The following is an 18042-nucleotide window of genomic DNA, read 5'->3' on the forward strand; positions in this document are numbered from 1 at the left end:
GATGCTTGACTGGTCCGATACCGAAACCACAGCGGCCGCTCCGGCCGTCTCAAGTCTCGCCACCGCACTGCGTCCGCAGACCCAGCTCAAGCTCGAGCCGGCCGACCCGACCGGCTTAGGTGCGATCGATCGCGCCGGCGGCCGCGTCTCGGTCGACGAGAAGCAGATGATCAACTGCCGCGCCGACGTCAACCAGCTGCTTCCGCTGAAGTACAAATGGGCCTGGGAGAAGTATCTTTCAGGCTGCAACAATCACTGGATGCCGACCGAAGTCTCGATGCAGGCCGACATCGCGCTATGGAAGTCGCGGGACGGGCTAACGGAGGACGAGCGGCGCGCGATCAAGCGCAATCTCGGCTTCTTCGCAGCCTCTGAATCGCTCGTCGCCAACAACATCGTGTTGGCGATCTACCGTCACCTCACCAATCCGGAGTGCCGGCAGTACCTCCTTCGGCAGGCCTTCGAGGAGGCGGTGCACACCCACACCTTCCAGTATATCGTCGAAAGCCTCGGCCTCGACGAGGGCGAGCTGTTCAACATGTACCGCGAGGTGCCGTCGATCACGGACAAGGCGGCCTGGGCGCTCAAGCACACGCAGCACCTGGACGATCCGTCGTTCCAGACGGGGACGCCGGATAGCGACCGCGCCTTCCTGCGCGATCTCGTCGCCTTCTATGTCGTGTTCGAGGGGATGTGGTTCTACACCGGCTTTGCGCAGATCCTGTCGCTCGGCCGCCGCAACAAGATGGTCGGCATCGCCGAGCAGTATCAATACATCCTGCGCGACGAGAGTATCCATCTCAACTTCGGCATCGACGTGATCAACCAGATCAAGATCGAGAACCCGCATCTGTGGACGGCGGCATTCCAGGACGAGGTTCGCGGCATGATCCGTGATGCGGCCGAGCTGGAAGCCGCCTACGGACGCGATACGATGCCGCGCGGCTTTCTTGGGCTCAACGCGGCGCTGTGCGAGCAGTACATGCACTTCATCGCCAACCGCCGCTGTGCGCAGATCGGGCTCGCTCCGGTGTTCGCCGAGGTCGAGAACCCGTTCCCGTGGATGTCCGAGGCAATGGATCTGAAGAAGGAGAAGAACTTCTTCGAGACCCGCGTCATCGAATACCAGAATGGTGGTGCGCTGACTTGGGAATAGCACCGATCATGGTTATGCCGCGGGCGTGTCACCTGTGCTTAAACGGTGGCACGCGTGCGACAGCAGGGGGATGAGGTGGAGATCCGACGAGACGATCCGACGGCGCCCTATGTCGCCGACTTGTTGGCACATCATCTCGAGGAGCTGCGCAGCGTGATGGCCGAGCGCGCGTTCGCTCTCGATGCCACCGGCCTTTCGGCTGCCACCGTGACCTTCTGGACGGCTTGGCAGGACGATGTCCTGCTCGGGTTCGGTGCGCTGAAGGAGCTGGATCATACGCATGGCGAGGTGAAGTCGATGCGTGCCGCGCCGGCTGCGCGGGGCACCGGGGTAGGGCGCGCACTGCTGAGCCATATCATCGCTGAAGCCCGCAAGCGGGGCTATGTGCACCTCAGCCTGGAGACCGGCACGGCAGCCCTGCACGCGCCCGCCATCTCGCTCTACCGCAGCGCCGGTTTCGTCTCCTGCGCGCCGTTCGCTGACTATGAGACAAGCCCGCACAACCAGTTCATGCGGCTCGACCTGACGGATTGAACTGGGCGCTTCGCGCTCATCACTCCTGCCTCAGGATGACGGGGTTGGTACTGTGGGCCGCCGCGACTCAGGTGAGGCACGCTCCGTTCCCGAGACCCGCGCTGGGGCGCGCCGGAGCGGCTTTGAAATCTCAAGTTGTGGATTGGTATAATCACGAGGGTATTACAGTAAGCCAACCCGTGTCTTCCCGGTAACGATTGTGCTGTCTCTGCAACACTCATCTTGGATTAAACCCTTATCTCCGTCCGTTCGCATCAGCGCCGCTTTTTAGCCACACCCGAACATGAATAAAATCGCTCTAAAGTTTGAAGGGCATCGGCGGTCTTCGAAGGACGGAAAATCCCAAGGTCGATTCAAATCTTGGCTCTGATTTTTCGGGTCTGAAAGGGTTGGCCGGGGAAACTGGTTTGCGATGGACGCAAAGACCGACATCAAGCAGAGGCTGCCGAGCCGTCACGTGACGGAAGGCCCGACGCGCGCGCCGCACCGGTCCTATTTCTACGCCATGGGTCTGACTACCGAGCAGATCCACCAGCCCTTCGTCGGCGTCGCCTCCTGCTGGAACGAGGCCGCCCCCTGCAACATCTCCCTGATGCGCCAGGCCCAGGCGGTGAAGAAGGGCGTCGCGTCGGCCGGCGGCACCCCCCGTGAATTCTGCACCATCACCGTCACCGACGGCATCGCCATGGGCCATGACGGCATGCGCTCGTCGCTGCCGTCGCGCGAGTGCATCGCCGATTCCGTCGAGCTGACCGTGCGCGGCCACGCCTATGATGCGCTCGTGGGCCTTGCCGGTTGCGACAAGTCGCTGCCGGGCATGATGATGGCGATGGTCCGTCTCAACGTGCCCTCGATCTTCATCTACGGCGGCTCGATCCTGCCCGGCAATTTCCGCGGACAGCAGGTCACCGTGCAGGACATGTTCGAGGCGGTCGGCAAGCACTCGGTCGGCGCCATGTCGGACGAGGACCTCGACGAGATCGAGCGCGTGGCCTGCCCCTCGGCGGGCGCCTGCGGTGCGCAGTTCACCGCCAACACCATGGCGACCGTCTCCGAGGCGATCGGCCTGGCGCTGCCGTACTCGGCCGGCGCCCCGGCACCGTATGAGATCCGCGACGCTTTCTGCATGACCGCGGGCGAGAAGGTCATGGACCTGATCGCCTCCAACCTCCGGCCGCGCGACATCGTGACACGGAAGGCGCTTGAGAACGCCGCCGCCGTGGTCGCGGCGTCCGGTGGCTCGACCAATGCTGCACTGCACCTGCCGGCAATCGCGCATGAGTGCGGCATCAAGTTCGACCTGTTCGACGTCGCCGAAATCTTCAAAAAGACACCATATGTCGCGGATTTGAAGCCGGGTGGCCGTTATGTCGCCAAAGACATGTTTGAAGTAGGTGGCATACCGCTTCTGATGAAGACGCTGCTCGACAACGGATTTCTCCACGGTGACTGCATTACGGTCACCGGTCGAACGATCGCCGAAAACCTCAAAAGCGTTAAGTGGAATCCGCACCAGGATGTGGTGCACCCGGCAGACAAGCCGATCACCGTCACCGGTGGTGTGGTTGGTCTGAAGGGCAATTTGGCGCCAGAAGGTGCGATCGTGAAAGTCGCGGGAATGTCTAACCTGAGGTTCACCGGTCCGGCGCGATGCTTCGACCGGGAAGAGGACGCCTTTGAGGCCGTCCAGAACCGCACCTACCGCGAAGGCGAAGTCATCGTGATCCGCTACGAGGGCCCCAAGGGCGGTCCCGGCATGCGGGAAATGCTCCAGACCACCGCGGCGCTGACCGGCCAGGGCATGGGCGGCAAGATCGCGCTCATCACCGACGGCCGCTTCTCCGGCGCCACCCGCGGCTTCTGCATCGGCCATGTCGGGCCGGAAGCCGCCATCGGCGGCCCGATCGGGCTGCTCGAGGATGGCGACATCATCGAGATCGACGCGGTCGTAGGTACCCTTAACGTAAAATTGAGCGACCAAGAGCTCGCCCAGCGCAAGACCAAATGGAGCGCTCGCGCGACTAACCACACGTCGGGTGCGCTCTGGAAGTATGCTCAGCAGGTTGGACCAGCGGTCGGTGGGGCAGTGACCCATCCGGGCGGCGCGCACGAGAAACAGTGCTATGCGGACATCTAGGCGTGCCATAGTTGCGTTTGTGTTGGGGGTCGGTGCGCTGGCCGCGCCGGCGCTCGCCTTTGACGGCTCGGCCAGCAAGGATGCGGCCCTCCCGGTCGTGACCACCTTGCCGGGCGCCGCGGGTGCCGTGCGCAGCAAGGTGGCGGCACCGGCGACCACGCCCCAGGAAACCTCGCTCAGCGCCCTGCAATATGCCGCCGAAGGCGGTCATCCCGGCGCTCAGTTCAAGCTTGGCCGCATGTATGCCGATGGCGACGGCGTCGCCCAGGACGATGTGCGCGCCTTCGAATATTTCAGCCGCATCGCCAATGCGCATGCCGAGGACAGCCCGTCGGCGCCGCAGGCGCAGGTCGTGGCCAACGCCTTCGTCGCGCTCGGCCGCTACTATCTGAGCGGTATCCCGAACTCGAAGATCAAGTCGGATCCGGACCGGGCGCGGGAGATGTTCTCCTATGCGGCCTCCTATTTCGGCAATGCGGATGCGCAGTACGATCTCGCCCGGCTGTATCTGAAGACTCCGGACGCTTCACGCGAGGATTTCCGCTATGGCGCGCGCTGGCTTGGCCTTGCCGCTCAGAAGGGCCAGCACGAGGCGCAGGCGCTGCTCGGCCAGATGCTGTTCAATGGCGACCGCCTGCCGCGGCAGGCCGCGCGCGGCCTGATGTGGCTGACGCTGGCGCGTGACAGCGCCGGTATCGAGGAAACCTGGATCAAGGAAAGCTACAATCGCGCTTTCGCCAAGGCCTCGGACGACGACCGCGCTATGTGCCTGCAAATGCTGGAACAGTGGGTGCAGGGCGTTCAGGGCCGCCGGTAGTAGGTACCCCAGCCGGGTAGGTTAGCCCGCGGCTGCGCAAAGCGCAGTCCGCAAGCTCCATCCAGCACCTCCGCGCACCAGCTTAAGCCGCCTCCAGATTCAGATCCGCCCATACCGGCACGTGGTCCGACGGCTTCTCCCAAGCCCGCACATAGCTGTCGATGCCGACATTGGCGAGCCGGTCGCTGGCCTGCGGCGACAGCAGCAGATGGTCGATCCTCAAGCCATGGTTCTTCTGCCAGGCGCCGGCCTGGTAGTCCCAGAAGGTGTAGAGCCCGGGCTCGTCGGTGACCGCGCGCAGGGCGTCGGTGAGGCCGAGGCCCAGCAGGGACTGAAAGCTCTCCCTCGTCTCGGCCTTGAACAGGGCGTCCTCGGTCCAGGCGGCGGGATTATGGACGTCGCGGGCATGCGGGATGACGTTGAAGTCGCCTGCGAGGATCAGCGGCTCCTCGGCCTTGAGGCGCTCCCTCGAATACTCAAGAAGCCGCGACATCCATTTGAGCTTGTAGGGATATTTCTCGGTCCCGACCGGATTGCCATTGGGCAAATAGAGGCAGGCGATGCGCAGCACCCCGTGCTTGAGCGTGACCACGCCCTCGAGGAAACGGGCATGGGCGTCCTCGTCGTCGCCGGCGAGGCCCGACTTGGTCTCGTCGAAGCGAAGCTTCGAGAGCAAAGCGACGCCGTTGAAGGTCTTCTGACCGTGGGTGACCACGTTGTAGCCCAGCGCCTCGATCTCCAGCCGCGGGAAGGCCTCGTCGACGCATTTGATCTCCTGGAGGCAGACGATGTCCGGCTGGCATTCCTTCAGCCAGGTCAGCAGCAGGTCGATCCGCTGCCGGACCGAGTTCACGTTCCAGGTAGCAATTCTGATGGGCATTGGTGGGGCTCCGGGCAGGGGCCATGGTTAGAACAAACTGCAAACGCGCCCGTCAAGGACGCCGCAAAATCTCCCACAAAATTAACCCGGCTTAAGCCGGGCTCGGGCCATTGATGCCGAAAAGGTTTTTCGAATGGGATGGCCGGACAAATCCATGAAGCAAGCTGAGCCGCGCGACGGCCTGATCGGCGCGTTCCTGTACTGGCTCGGCGGCTTCGAGATCGAGGACGGCCTGACCGCCGATCTCAGCGAGCGCGAGCTGCGCCGCATCCGCGCCAAGCAGATCGACGCGGTGATGCGCGCGATCCCGGTGACCATGGCCGTCACCATGCTCAACGTCGCCATCGTGCTGATCCTGTTCTGGGGCAGGGGCTGGAACGATTTCCTCGCGATCTGGGGCATGACCCTCGCCGTCACCGCCTCGCTTGCCGTGCGCGCGTGGCGGCGGTCGCATCAAAACCCGCCGCAGGAAGCATCACCGCGCGCCGCGCGGCAGATGCTGCGGCAGGCGTTCTTCCTCGCGGCGATCTGGGGCACGCTTCCGCTCGCGCTGTTCAGCCGGGTCGAGCCGACCAGTCAGCTCATCCTGGCCTGCCTGATGGTCGGCATGATGTCCGGCGGCGCCTTCACGCTGTCGACCTTCCCGCGCGCGGGCCTCGTCTATCTCGCGACCGTGACGATGGCCTGTGCCGGCGCGCTGTTCCTCTGCGGCACCGGGCCGTATCTGCTGACCGCGGTGTTCCTGCTGCTGTTCGCGTTCTTCATGGCGCGCAACATCGTCTCGCAGGGCAATCTGTTCCTCGGCAATCTCAAGGCCCGGCTCGAGCTCGAACGTCAGACCGAGATCATCTCGCTGCTGTTGAAGGACTTTCAGGAGAACGCCAGCGACTGGTTGTGGCAGACCGACGCCGAAGGGCATCTCGTCGACGTGCCCCAACGCTTCGCCGAAGTGGCGCAGCTTCCGCTTCCATTGCTGAAGGGCTCGCATTTCGTCGACGTGCTCGACATGCTCTGTCCCGACGACAAGAGCGCAGCCTACAACGTCGTCGGCCTGATGGAGCAGAGCGAGCCGCTGCACGAGATGAACCTCAAGGTCGTCGCCGGCGGCGAAGCGCGGCTGTGGTCGCTCACCGCGAAGCCGGCCTACGACCGCGACGGCCTGTTCCTCGGCTATCGCGGCTTCGGCCGCGACGTCACCGAGCGCTGGCGCGCGGAAAAGGCGGAGGCCGAGAGCCGCGCCAAGTCCGACTTCCTCGCGGTGATGAGCCACGAGATCCGCACGCCCATGAACGGCGTGCTCGGGCTTGCCAGCATGCTGCTGGAAACCAAGCTCGATCCGGAGCAGCACGAGGCCGTCACCTCGATCCGCGAGTCCGGCGACAATCTCCAGCGCATCCTCAACGATATCCTCGATCTGTCCAAGCTCGAGGCCGGACGCTTCGCGTTCGAGGCGATCGACTTTGCGCCGCAGGCGCTGGTCGAGACGGTTGCGACCGTCGTGCGCGCAGGCGCCAAGAGCAAGGGGCTCGCCGTCAAGGTCGAGCTCGATCCGAACCTGCCGCCGACGCTGCGCGGTGATGTCGCGCGGATCCGGCAGGTGCTGCTCAACCTCGCCTCCAACGCGGTAAAGTTCACCGACGAAGGCGAGGTGACGATCAAGGCCACCTGCCAGGCGCGCCGCGATCTGCTTGCGACCGTCGAATGGACCGTGACCGACAGCGGCATCGGCATCGCGCCCGAGAAGCTCGGGGAGTTGTTCTCCGACTTCGCGCAGGCCGACGCCTCGATCAGCCGCCGCTTTGGCGGCACCGGGCTTGGGCTTGCGATCTCCCGACGCATCATCGAGCAGATGGGCGGCACCATCGGCGTCACCTCGACGCCGGGCGAGGGCTCGACCTTCCGCTTCACGCTGGTGCTGCCCTGGAGCCAGGCGCAGGTCTCCGACCAGGCGGCGGGCAGCGATGAAGCCGACGAGCTGAAGGCACGGATCGCAGGGCTCGACCGGCCGCTGAAGGTGCTGGTGGCCGAGGACGATGCCGTCAACCGCATGGTCGTGACCAAGATGTTGGGGGCGTTCGAGGTCGAGCTGCGCGTCGTCACCGACGGCGTCCAGGCGGTCGAGGCTGCCTCGGAGAGCGACTACGATGTCGTGCTGATGGACGTGCGCATGCCGGACATGGACGGCCTTGCCGCGACGCGGGCGATCCGCGCGCAGGGCGGGCGTTTCGAAGCCTTGCCGATCGTCGCGCTGACCGCCAACGCCTTCCCCGAGGACGTCAAGATCTGCCGCGAGGCCGGCATGTCGGATTTTTTGGCAAAGCCGCTGCGTAAGCCCGCGCTCGCCGCCGCCTTGCTGCGCGCGCTCGACGGCCACACGATGTCGGAGGACGCGCCGCTTCAGCCGGAGCTGACGCCGATCGACGTCGCGTGGACGGACGAGGAAAGGCAGATGACCGGCGTCTAGCCGGTCAGATCGAGAAGCTGGTCCCGCTGAGCTACTGGCGCGTGCGCCGGCAATGTAACGCGGCGCCGCTACAGTTTTCCATAGACGCGCCCGGCGACCGCCTTCAGGCGCTCGACCGAGCCGGACTCGGGATGCGGCTTGACCGGCGCGAACAGGATCGAAGCCTGCCTGCCGTTCTTCCGAACATAGATGTTGACGGCGTTACCGTTGCCCTTGGTGCAGGAATGCTCGCCGAACGCTTCACTGCCGAGCTCGGGTATCGCCAAATGTTTGCACGGGCCCGAGCGCTTCATCATGCTGATGACCGTGTCGCGCGAGATCGCGATCACCGCGACGGTCATGGTATTGGCCTCGCGATCGAACATCATGCAGCTGCCGGCGCCGGTCCGCTGGACCGTCAGCGTGCTCTTGTCGAGAAAGCCGTCGGCATCGGCGGCCGTGAGCCACTCGCAATTGCCAAACCGCTCGCTGCTCTTGCTCACGTTGGCGATGGCAACGCGCGCGGCATCTGTGAGCGGTCCGAGCAGCGCGTCGTCGGCACGGCGGCCGATCGGATAGACGCTGATCTGCAGAATGTAATCGCCGGACAAGGCGACGACCGAGGCTTCCTGGCGTTCCGCGCCGGCGGCGCTCGTTCCGCCCTGGCCTTCGTCGCCGATCCCCGCGACCGCGTTCAGCGGCATGCGCTCACCAAGCGTCTTGACGAAGGTCGCGTACAATTCTCTGGCGCGGTCCTTGTCGGGATTGCGGAACACGGTCAACATCATCGTGTCGCCGCGCCCGCCCTGGTAGATGCAGCCGCGGCCGTCCTGATTTGAAATCAGTGACCATTTGAGCGCCGGCATCGCGCGGGCGAGCTCCTGGGTGCTGAGGAACGGGCAGGTTTCGGCCGCGCGCGCGGGAAGCACCGGGACGGCTGCGATTGCAAGGAATAGAGCGAGGCAACAGAACAGACGATCAATAACTCGCATTGGATAATTTACTACCGCTATTGGCGCGCCACGGCAGATGCCACGGCAGATGAAGATGGTCACTATTGCTTCGTCGTGGCGCTATGATGCAACGTTCAATTTTGCTCGACTGCTGCCCAGGGCGGGCGTGAGCCGCCGATGCTGCTATGATGAGCAACCGGATTTTGGATGGGCCACCGCCTACTTCCGCTGAACGCGCTGACCGGACATGGCTGCATTAACATTGCGACAGGACTGGAAGGAGGTGCCATGCCGAAAACGATCGCGATATTGGGCTCCGCCCTCTTCTTTGCGGTTGCGCCCACCACAGTGGCGGGGCTCGTTCCCTGGTGGATTACGCGTTGGGAGTTTCGGCCGCCCTTCTTCGATCTCGACGCGACACGCGCCGTCGGGATCCTGTTGATCGTCGCCGGTCTACCCGGGCTTGTCGACTCGTTTGCACGCTTTGCGCTGCAAGGATTGGGCACGCCGGCGCCGATCGCACCGACGCAGAACCTCGTGGTGACGGGTCTCTATCGCTATGTGCGCAATCCTATTTACGTTGCCCTTGTCGCCGTCATTCTGGGCCAAGCGGCCTTGTTCGGCGACCAGCGCCTTCTTGTGTACGGTGTGTTGGTGTGGCTCGCCTTCCACGCGTTTGTCGTGGGGTACGAGGAGCCGGCGCTCGTTCGTAGCTTCGGAACGGAGTACGAGGATTTCCGGGCCAATGTCCCGCGCTGGATTCCGCGGCTCACGCCCTGGCGAGCCGCACGACGCCGGAATCATTCGTGACGCGGGCGCCACCGCGGGAAGGGCGTAGTAGCGTGCCCTGTCGTAAAATGGCGCCGCTGACGAGATTCGAACTTTCTAGAATGATTGGACTGCGGCAGGGGCCGCTTCGGCGTCAGACTGTATCGGACCCGCCGAGCCCCGCTCTTTGGGACCGCGCGATGATCGCAACTTACCCCTGATTTGCCCGACGCGTCAAACGCTTTGCGGAAAATCCGAAATGAATCGTGCCGGCTCCCGACTACTTTGCATGGGGTTGTTTTTCAGATTTTAAGTCGGGTTAGATCGAGAAGCTGGTCCCGCACCCGCAGGACGCCGTCGCATTGGGATTGTTGACGCGGAACGAGGCGCCGATCAGATCGTCGACGAAATCGACCTGCGAGCCCGCCAGGAACGGCTGGGAGGCGGAATCGACCAGCACGACGGCATTCTCCTGCTCGATCACGAGATCGTCGTCGGTGCGGTCGCGGTCGATGTCGAATTTGTACTGGAAGCCCGAGCAGCCGCCTCCCTCGACGGAGATGCGCAGCATCGCGCCAGAACCTTCGCCCTTGAGGATCTCCCCAATCCGGCGTGCGGCGCGGTCACTGATGGTCACGTCAGTCGTCATAGCTCGTCTCCGATAGTCCCGCGGTCATACCAACTTCACTTGTCCAATTCATTTGGTATCCCGCGTCCGGCATAGTTAAGTGCAAGCATACGCAGAATCAAATGGATAGGGACTAAATTCGTCGTGTCCGTCGGAATGGCAGCCCCCCGTGCGCCCTATGCCTGCGACCCCGACCGCAGCCGCGGCCGGCTGGTCGTGGAGCCGCCGAGCCGGACCCGCAGCCCGTTCCGGCGGGATTGCGACCGGGTGATCCACTCCACCGCGTTCCGCCGCCTGAAGTACAAGACCCAGGTCTTCGTGTTCCACGAGGGCGACCACTACCGCACCCGGCTGACCCATTCGCTGGAGGTGGCGCAGATCGCTCGCGCCCTGGCCCGGCAGCTCGGGTTGGACGAGGACCTCACGGAAACGTTGGCGCTGGCTCATGATCTCGGCCATCCGCCGTTCGGGCACGCCGGCGAGCGGGCGCTGGATGCCTGCCTGAAGGATTTCGGCGGCTTCGACCACAACGCCCAGACCTTGCGGGTCGTCGCGTCGCTCGAGCACCGCTACCCGGAGTTCGACGGTCTCAACCTGACCTGGGAGTCGCTGGAGGGTATCGTCAAGCACAACGGCCCGCTGACGGATCGCAGCGGCGCGCCGGTCGGGCCCTATCGCGAGCACGGCATTCCGGTCGGCATCGCCGACTACATCAAGACCTACGATCTCGAATTGTGGAGCTTCGCCTCGCTGGAGGCGCAGGTTGCCGCGATCGCCGACGACATCGCCTATGATGCCCACGACATCGATGACGGTCTGCGCGCCGGCCTGTTCCATCTCGATGATCTCAAGGTGATGCCGCTGACCGCGGAGATCATTGCCGAGACCTCGGCGCATTATCCCGATCTCGAAGACGTCAGGCGCGGCGCCGAGCTGGTGCGCGAGCTGATCTCGCACCTGATCGGTGCGGTGTATTCGGAGGCGCAGAAGAACCTCGCCGCCGTGAAACCGCAATCGGCCCAGGACGTGCGCCGGCAGAGCCGGGCGCTGGTCACGTTCCCGGCGGCGGTTGCCGAGGAGGAGGCCGCCATCAAGCGCTTTCTCTATCAGCACATGTACCGCCACAAGCGGGTGATGCGGGTGATGGGGGAGGCGGAACAGATCCTGTTCGACCTGTTCGCAAAATACCTGACATCGCCCGGAGAGCTGCCACCGGAATGGCTGCTGGGGGCGGAGGCGGACAATGAGGGCGACCGGGCCCGCCGGATCGGCAATTTCATTGCCGGAATGACCGACCGTTTCGCCCTGACCGAGCACCAGCGGCTCTTTGACTCGACCCCGGATTTGCGTTAGGCGGCGGCCATGCCCGACACATCCTCAGCACTGCACCTGTTCGCCGACGTGCTCGCACGCGTGCACGCCGCCTGCCGCGCGCTCGCAGCGGACGCCAACTGGCCCGAGGGTATCGATTTCTCGCGCGTGGTGGTCGAGCCGCCGCGCGACGCCTCCCATGGCGACATGGCGACCAACGCCGCCATGGTGCTTGCGAAAGAGGCAAAGGCAAAGCCCCGCGACCTCGCCGAGCAGATCGCCGAGCGGCTCCGTGCCGACGCGCTGATTGCCAAGGTCGACGTCGCCGGCCCCGGCTTCATCAATTTGACGCTGAAGCCGACCGCCTGGGCCGAGGCGCTGCGGACGGTGCTGCGCGAGGGGGCTGACTACGGCCGCGTCCGCGGTGGCTCCAAAGTCAATGTCGAATACGTCTCGGCGAACCCGACCGGACCGATGCATGTTGGCCATTGCCGCGGCGCCGTGTTTGGCGACGCGCTCGCAAGCCTGCTCCAGTTCGGCGGCCACGACGTCACCCGCGAATACTACATCAACGATGCCGGCGCCCAGGTCGACGTGCTCGCGCGTTCTGCCTTCCTGCGGTACCGCGAGGCACTTGGCGAAAACATCGGCGCGATCCCGGAAGGGCTGTATCCCGGCGACTATCTGAAGCCGGTGGGCGCGGCGCTGGCGAAGGAGCACGGCGACAAGCTGCTCGCGATGAGCGAGGCCGAGTGGCTGCCGACGGTGCGCGCCAAGGCAATCGCGATGATGATGGACGAGATCAAGGACGATCTCGCCGCCCTCAACATCCGCCACGACGTGTTTTTCTCGGAGCGCTCGCTGATCGAGACCGGCAACAACAAGGTCGCCGAGACCATCGACTTCCTGAAGGCCAAGGGCGACATCTATGAAGGCCGCCTGCCGCCGCCGAAGGGCGCGCCGGTCGAGGATTGGGAAGACCGCGAGCAGCTCCTGTTCAAGGCGACCGCTTACGGCGACGATGTCGATCGTCCGCTGATCAAGTCGGACAATTCCTACACCTACTTCGCCTCGGATATCGCCTACCACAAGAACAAGTTCGATCGCGGCTTTGCCGAGATGATCGACGTGTGGGGCGCCGACCATGGCGGCTACATCAAGCGCATGCAGGCGGCGGTGAAGGCGACGACATCAGGCAAGGGCGCGCTCGACGTCAAGATCGTCCAACTCGTGAAGTTGCTGCGCAACGGCGAGCCGGTGAAAATGTCGAAGCGGAGCGGGGACTTCGTCACCTTGCGCGAAGTGGTGGATGAGGTCGGCCAGGACGCCGTCCGCTTCATGATGCTCTACCGCAAGAACGATGCGGTGCTCGACTTCGACCTCGCCAAGGTCATGGAGCAGTCGCGCGACAACCCGGTATTCTATGTCCAGTACGGCCACGCCCGCGGCCACTCGATCTTCCGCAACGCCCGGGCCGAAGTGTTCCCGGAACTGCCTGAGGATACCGGCAAGCGCATCGCGTGGCTCGGCGAGTCGGCGGTGGAACGACTATCGGACCCGGTCGAGCTCGAGCTGCTCAAGCGCCTCGCAATTTTTCCGCGCATGCTGGAGGCCGCCGCCGCAGCCCATGAGCCGCACCGAATTGCCTTCTATCTCTATGACTTAGCGAGCGAATTTCACGCACTTTGGACGAAGGGGCGCGATTTGCCCTATTTACGCTTCATTATCAATAATGATGCAGATCTTACAAAGGCGCGACTGGCCATGGTCCAGGGCGTCGTCTCTGTCCTGGCATCGGGCCTCGCCATCCTCGGCGTCCATGCTCCGGACGAGATGCGGTAGTTTGGGGCGAACTACTTAAGGGGAATTTTGGGGGTAACCGGCAGAAGCCGGACCGCTTAGACTTGGTTGAATGCCTTGTGGGTCGAAAGCCGCGCCTTGGTCGAGGGGCGCGCGGCTTTCCCGAAGGGACGCATCATCACGATGGCCGAACGATATCAGGACAGAACGTTTCCTTCCGATGGCTATGGTCGCGGTGGCGATCAGCATGGGAAGGCGGACAACGATCCCTTGGCCGAACTCGCCCGCCTGATCGGACAGACCGATCCATTCGCAGCGCAGGGACGGCCGAGCGCGCAGCCGCCGGCACCGCCAACGCAGAGCTATCAGGACCACGACTATCCGCAGGACGACTATCGGCAGGATTATGCCGAGCAGGCGCCGCCGGCTCAGCCCGGGCCGCCCTCATGGATGCGGCGCGCCAACGTGCAGCCGCAGCCCACGCCCGAGCAGCCCGACTATCCCGTTTCTGTGAACCCGGTTCATCCATTGCACCGCTATTCAGCCCAGCCGACCGCGCCCGAGCCTGATTTCCATCAGCCGCAGGCCTATCAGGACCACGCTTACCAGGATCAGGCCCATCAAGCGCAGGCCTATCAGGATCAGGCCCATCAGGGCCGCGCTCACCAGCAGCATGATCAGGCTTACCAGGAGCAAGTCTATCAGGAGCCGCATCAGCCGCCCGATCCGGCACGCTACGACGACGCGCTCTATGGACGGCTGGAGGGTGGCGAGCAGGATTATCAGCGCGATCCCGCCTATCCGGATGATCCTTACGCGTTCCAGAGCGACTATCCCGAGGCCGATCTCGACGAGCCGAAGAAGCCGCGCGGCGGCATGATGACGGTCGCGGCGATCCTCGCGCTTGCCGTGGTCGGCACTGGCGCGGCCTTCGCCTACAAGACCTATGTCGGTTCGCCTCGCAGCGGCGAGCCGCCGATCATCAAGGCGGACAATACGCCGACCAAGATCGTGCCGGCGCCGACCGACTCCTCGGCGAAGGTGCCGGATCGCATGGCGAGCGGCGATGGCTCCGAGAAGATCGTGCCGCGCGAAGAGGCGCCTGTCGACATCGCTGCCAAGGCGGGCGGTCCGCGCGTGGTGTTCCCGCCGCTGAATCAGAACGCGAACCCGCCAACGGTCGCGAGCGTGTCGCCGTCCACGATCCCGCCGCCAAGCGCGGGTCCAATCCCGAGCAACGGCACGCTGCCAGCCAACACGCCGCGCGCGATCAGGACTGTGGCCGTGAGGGCCGATCAGACCGATAGCACCGCGCCGCAATCCGCGGCCGCCAAGCCGGCGGCAGCCGCGCCGAAGCCCGTTGCCGCGCCCGCCGCACCGCCGGCGCCGCGCAATCCGCCGACTTCGGCCAATGCCAGTGCCAACCAGCCGCTCTCGCTTGCGCCGCAATCGACGCCGGTTGCGGAGGTGCCGCAGCGGATGGCTGCGACCAACCCGACGCAAATCACGCCCGCCAGCAATGGTGGTGGCGGTTACGTCGTGCAGGTCTCCTCGCAGCAGAGCGAAGACAGCGCGGCTGCGTCCTACCGGGTGCTTCAGAGCAAATATGGGAGCGTGCTCGGATCGCGCTCGCCGGTGATCAAGCGGGTCGATCTGACCGACAAGGGCAAGGGGGTCGTCTATCGCGCTTTCGCCGGACCCTATGGTTCGGCCGAGGAAGCGACGCAGGCTTGCAACAGCCTGAAGTCCGCTGGCCTGTCCGCCTGCTTCGTCCAGAGGAATTAACGGCCGTTTCCTTGACCCCCTCGCGGGGCAGGGTTAATCGGCCGTTATGAGCACGCGGGCCTTCATTACCGGTGTATCCGGAACGGAACTAACCGCCGCCGAGCGGGAGTTTATCCGTGCCGAACGCCCATGGGGCTTCATCCTCTTCAAGCGCAATGTCGAGGCGCCGGCTCAAGTTGCTGCGCTGGTTGAGGAATTGCGGGCGGCTGCGGGCGCAGCCGACGCGCCTGTCCTGATCGACCAGGAGGGTGGCCGGGTGCAGCGGCTGGGCCCGCCGCACTGGCCGGTCTATCCGCCGGGCGCGATTTTCTCGACCTTGTACGACGCTGATTCGGTACTTGGATTGACGGCTGCGCGCCTCAGCGCCCGGCTGATTGCGTCGGATCTCGCCGATCTCGGCATTACCGTGGATTGCCTGCCGCTGGCTGACGTGCCGGTGCCGGGTGCCGATGCCGTCATTGGGAACAGGGCTTACGGCACCGAGCCGGGCAAGGTCGCCGCGATCGCGCGCGCGGTCACTGAGGGCCTGGAGCAGGGCGGCGTGCTGCCGGTTCTGAAGCACATTCCCGGACATGGACGCGCCACCGCCGACACCCATTTCAAACTGCCGACGGTCGATGCTCCGAGGGACGAACTCGACCGGACCGACTTTGCGGCATTCAAGCCGCTGGCCGACCTGCCGATGGCCATGACTGCACATGTTGTGTTTAGCGCGGTCGACCCCGCCCATCCGGCGACGACTTCTGCGACAATGATCACTCAGGTGATTCGCGGCGTGATCGGGTTCCAAGGTTTGTTAATGAGTGATGACGTGTCGATGAACGCGCTGTCGGGGAATATCGCCGATCGGACCCGCGCCATCTTCGCGGCCGGCTGCGACATGGCCCTGCATTGCAACGGCAACATCGAGGAGATGCGCGAGGTCGCCGGCCAGACACCTGAGCTGTCCGGCACGGCGCTGGCGCGCGCGAAGGCCGCACTTGCGTCGCGCAAGGCACCGCAGCCGTTCGACCGGGTGGCCGCACGCGCCGAACTGGACGCATTGATCGCACGGGCAAACACGGCATCCGCATGACCGCAGAAATCCTATCGTTTGAAACCGGGCGGCCTGCAGAGCTCGCCGAGGGTGAGCCGGCGTTGGTTGTGGACGTCGAGGGCTATGAGGGCCCGCTCGACCTGTTGCTCGCGCTGGCGCGGCAGCAGAAGGTCGATCTCGCCAAGATCTCGATCCTGGCGCTGGCCGACCAGTACCTCCACTTCATCGAAGCCGCGCGAAAGATCCGGCTGGAGCTTGCCGCCGATTATCTCGTGATGGCGGCCTGGCTTGCCTTCCTGAAGTCGCGCCTGCTGCTGCCGGAGCCGCCCAGTGCGGAAGGCCCGAGCGCAGAAGAGATGGCGACCGCGCTCGCCAACCGCCTGCGCCGGCTGGAAGCCATTCGTGAAGCCGCCAACCGGCTGATGAACAGGCAGCAATTGCTGCGCGACATCTTCCCGCGCGGTGAGCCCGAGCAGATCGCCGAGATCAAGCATCCGAAATACACCGCGACGCTGTACGACCTGCTCACCGCTTATGCCGCGCAGCGCCAGTCGCGCGTGCTGGCGAGCGTGCATCTGGCCAAGCGCACGGTGTGGTCGCTCGCCGAGGCGCGCGCCACGCTGGAGCGGCTTGTCGGCAGCATCAGCGAACAGGACGACTGGGGCGTTCTCGACGACTTTCTGCTCCGGCACGTTGCCGATCCGACGCAGCGCGCGACGGTGCTCGCCTCGAGCTTTGCGGCTGCGCTCGAACTGGTGCGTGAAGGTCAGCTCGAGTTGAACCAGAAAGAGGCGTTCGCGCCCATCTATTTCCGGAAGGGGCGCCCGAAACCGGTCGTGGACGCAGCTCCTGCGCCTGATGCGCCGGTCGGTTAAGTGCAAGAAGGAGAAGCTACCATGGCAAGCCTGGCTGAAGTGCGGGTAGAAGAGGCCGAGCCGATGGAGAACGAGTCCCAGGCACGTCCCGAAGAACTGCGGCTGCTGGAAGCGCTGCTGTTTGCTTCGAATGAACCGCTGGACACCGCGACGCTGGCCAAGCGCATGCCTGATGGCGTCGACGTCAAGGCTGCGCTCGAACAGCTCCAGGCCGACTATGCCTTGCGCGGCGTCAATCTCGTGCGCGTCGCCAACAAATGGACCTTCCGCACCGCCGGCGATCTCGCCTGGCTGATGACGCGGGAGAGCACCGAGACCCGCCGCCTGTCGCGCGCCGCGATCGAGGTGCTGGCGATCATCGCCTATCACCAGCCGGTGACGCGCGCCGAGATCGAAGAGATCCGCGGCGTCGTCACCTCGAAGGGCACGCTCGACGTGCTGCTGGAGACCGGCTGGATCAAGCCGCGCGGTCGTCGCAAGACACCCGGCCGCCCCTTGACCTTCGGAACCACCGAGGACTTCCTGTCGCAGTTCACCCTGGAACAGCTTGGCGATCTGCCGGGCCTGGAAGAGCTGAAGGGCACGGGCCTGCTGGATTCGCGCCTGCCGACCGGATTCAGCGTGCCGACCCCGTCAGATGACCCGCAGCTGCGCGAGGACGAGGATCCGCTGGAACCGGGCGAGGACCTCGATCTGGCGCTGGCGCCTGCGGTCGAGCCCGAGACGCCGGAAGGCGGCAATGAGGGCGGCGAGGGTGGCAGCGAGGACTGACGTCCCGGTCGTTTAGCGGCTCCCTGCGACCAGTTAACATTGGCAAGATTACGTAGCGCCGACAGCGAATTGGCGCTGCCTTGGTCCTTGTTTTTGAGGCCTGCCAAGCCTAGGTTTCGGGGAAGATCGGCCGGGTCCCCGGCCAAGT

The 18042-nt window shown here is 64.7% G+C and carries 15 protein-coding genes; 12 read left to right on the plus strand and 3 right to left on the minus strand.

Annotation, left to right across the window (positions count from 1 at the left end):
• Nucleotide 1 precedes the first annotated feature (1 nt).
• The 4 genes from ABIB95_RS34590 (at nucleotide 2) to ABIB95_RS34605 (ending at nucleotide 4644) form a co-directional block, all read left to right on the plus strand.
• The gene (locus tag ABIB95_RS34590) at nucleotides 2-1156 is read left to right on the plus strand and encodes a ribonucleotide-diphosphate reductase subunit beta (protein ID WP_283016620.1); all 1155 of its coding nucleotides are present in this window, start codon (nucleotides 2-4) and stop codon (nucleotides 1154-1156) included.
• 75 nt (nucleotides 1157-1231) lie between these two features.
• Nucleotides 1232-1690: a GNAT family N-acetyltransferase gene (locus ABIB95_RS34595; protein ID WP_283016619.1), complete on the plus strand. Its 459-nt coding sequence runs from the start codon at nucleotides 1232-1234 to the stop codon at nucleotides 1688-1690.
• 412 nt (nucleotides 1691-2102) lie between these two features.
• Nucleotides 2103-3827, plus strand: coding sequence for a dihydroxy-acid dehydratase (gene ilvD / locus ABIB95_RS34600; protein WP_247305303.1), 1725 nt, complete (start codon nucleotides 2103-2105; stop codon nucleotides 3825-3827).
• Nucleotides 3814-4644, plus strand: coding sequence for a tetratricopeptide repeat protein (locus ABIB95_RS34605; RefSeq protein ID WP_071913596.1), 831 nt, complete (start codon nucleotides 3814-3816; stop codon nucleotides 4642-4644). Before ilvD ends, ABIB95_RS34605 begins: the two co-directional genes overlap by 14 nt.
• A gap of 82 nt (nucleotides 4645-4726) precedes the next feature.
• On the opposite strand, the gene xth is transcribed toward ABIB95_RS34605, so the two are convergent.
• Complete coding sequence (gene xth / locus ABIB95_RS34610) at nucleotides 4727-5524, minus strand: exodeoxyribonuclease III (protein ID WP_283016618.1); 798 nt, start codon at nucleotides 5522-5524, stop codon at nucleotides 4727-4729.
• Nucleotides 5525-5657: 133 nt separating this feature from the next.
• Between xth and ABIB95_RS34615 the strand changes: the two genes are divergently transcribed.
• Entirely contained in the window at nucleotides 5658-7988 is a 2331-nt protein-coding gene (locus ABIB95_RS34615; protein ID WP_354246204.1) for a hybrid sensor histidine kinase/response regulator, read from the plus strand.
• A gap of 68 nt (nucleotides 7989-8056) precedes the next feature.
• On the opposite strand, the gene ABIB95_RS34620 is transcribed toward ABIB95_RS34615, so the two are convergent.
• Nucleotides 8057-8959 carry a hypothetical protein gene (locus ABIB95_RS34620; protein WP_354246207.1) on the minus strand — a complete coding sequence of 301 codons (903 nt, stop codon included), beginning with the start codon at nucleotides 8957-8959 and terminating at the stop codon, nucleotides 8057-8059.
• 249 nt (nucleotides 8960-9208) lie between these two features.
• Between ABIB95_RS34620 and ABIB95_RS34625 the strand changes: the two genes are divergently transcribed.
• Complete coding sequence (locus tag ABIB95_RS34625) at nucleotides 9209-9730, plus strand: methyltransferase family protein (protein WP_085404644.1); 522 nt, start codon at nucleotides 9209-9211, stop codon at nucleotides 9728-9730.
• Nucleotides 9731-10007: 277 nt separating this feature from the next.
• On the opposite strand, the gene erpA is transcribed toward ABIB95_RS34625, so the two are convergent.
• Nucleotides 10008-10337: an iron-sulfur cluster insertion protein ErpA gene (erpA, locus tag ABIB95_RS34630; RefSeq protein ID WP_014495044.1), complete on the minus strand. Its 330-nt coding sequence runs from the start codon at nucleotides 10335-10337 to the stop codon at nucleotides 10008-10010.
• A gap of 123 nt (nucleotides 10338-10460) precedes the next feature.
• On the opposite strand from erpA, the gene ABIB95_RS34635 reads away from it, so the two are divergent.
• The 6 genes from ABIB95_RS34635 to scpB all read left to right on the plus strand — a co-directional run bounded on the left by ABIB95_RS34635 (nucleotide 10461) and on the right by scpB (nucleotide 17894).
• Nucleotides 10461-11669, plus strand: coding sequence for a deoxyguanosinetriphosphate triphosphohydrolase (locus tag ABIB95_RS34635; protein WP_094184451.1), 1209 nt, complete (start codon nucleotides 10461-10463; stop codon nucleotides 11667-11669).
• Between the two features lie 9 nt (nucleotides 11670-11678).
• Nucleotides 11679-13469, plus strand: coding sequence for an arginine--tRNA ligase (argS, locus tag ABIB95_RS34640; RefSeq protein WP_208087025.1), 1791 nt, complete (start codon nucleotides 11679-11681; stop codon nucleotides 13467-13469).
• A 141-nt stretch (nucleotides 13470-13610) separates the two neighbouring features.
• Nucleotides 13611-15212, plus strand: coding sequence for an SPOR domain-containing protein (locus ABIB95_RS34645; RefSeq protein WP_354246312.1), 1602 nt, complete (start codon nucleotides 13611-13613; stop codon nucleotides 15210-15212).
• 46 nt (nucleotides 15213-15258) lie between these two features.
• On the plus strand, nucleotides 15259-16287 hold the full coding sequence (gene nagZ, locus ABIB95_RS34650; RefSeq protein WP_354246212.1) for a beta-N-acetylhexosaminidase: 1029 nt from the start codon (nucleotides 15259-15261) through the stop codon (nucleotides 16285-16287).
• Nucleotides 16284-17123, plus strand: coding sequence for a segregation and condensation protein A (locus ABIB95_RS34655; protein WP_063983110.1), 840 nt, complete (start codon nucleotides 16284-16286; stop codon nucleotides 17121-17123). The genes nagZ and ABIB95_RS34655 overlap by 4 nt, the downstream gene beginning before the upstream one ends.
• 21 nt (nucleotides 17124-17144) lie before the next feature.
• A complete protein-coding gene (scpB, locus tag ABIB95_RS34660; RefSeq protein WP_063983111.1) occupies nucleotides 17145-17894 on the plus strand; it encodes an SMC-Scp complex subunit ScpB in 750 nt (249 codons plus the stop codon).
• The last annotated feature ends 148 nt before the right edge of the window (nucleotides 17895-18042 follow it).

The organism is Bradyrhizobium sp. LA2.1 (genome assembly GCF_040547725.1).
GTDB lineage: Bacteria > Pseudomonadota > Alphaproteobacteria > Rhizobiales > Xanthobacteraceae > Bradyrhizobium > Bradyrhizobium barranii.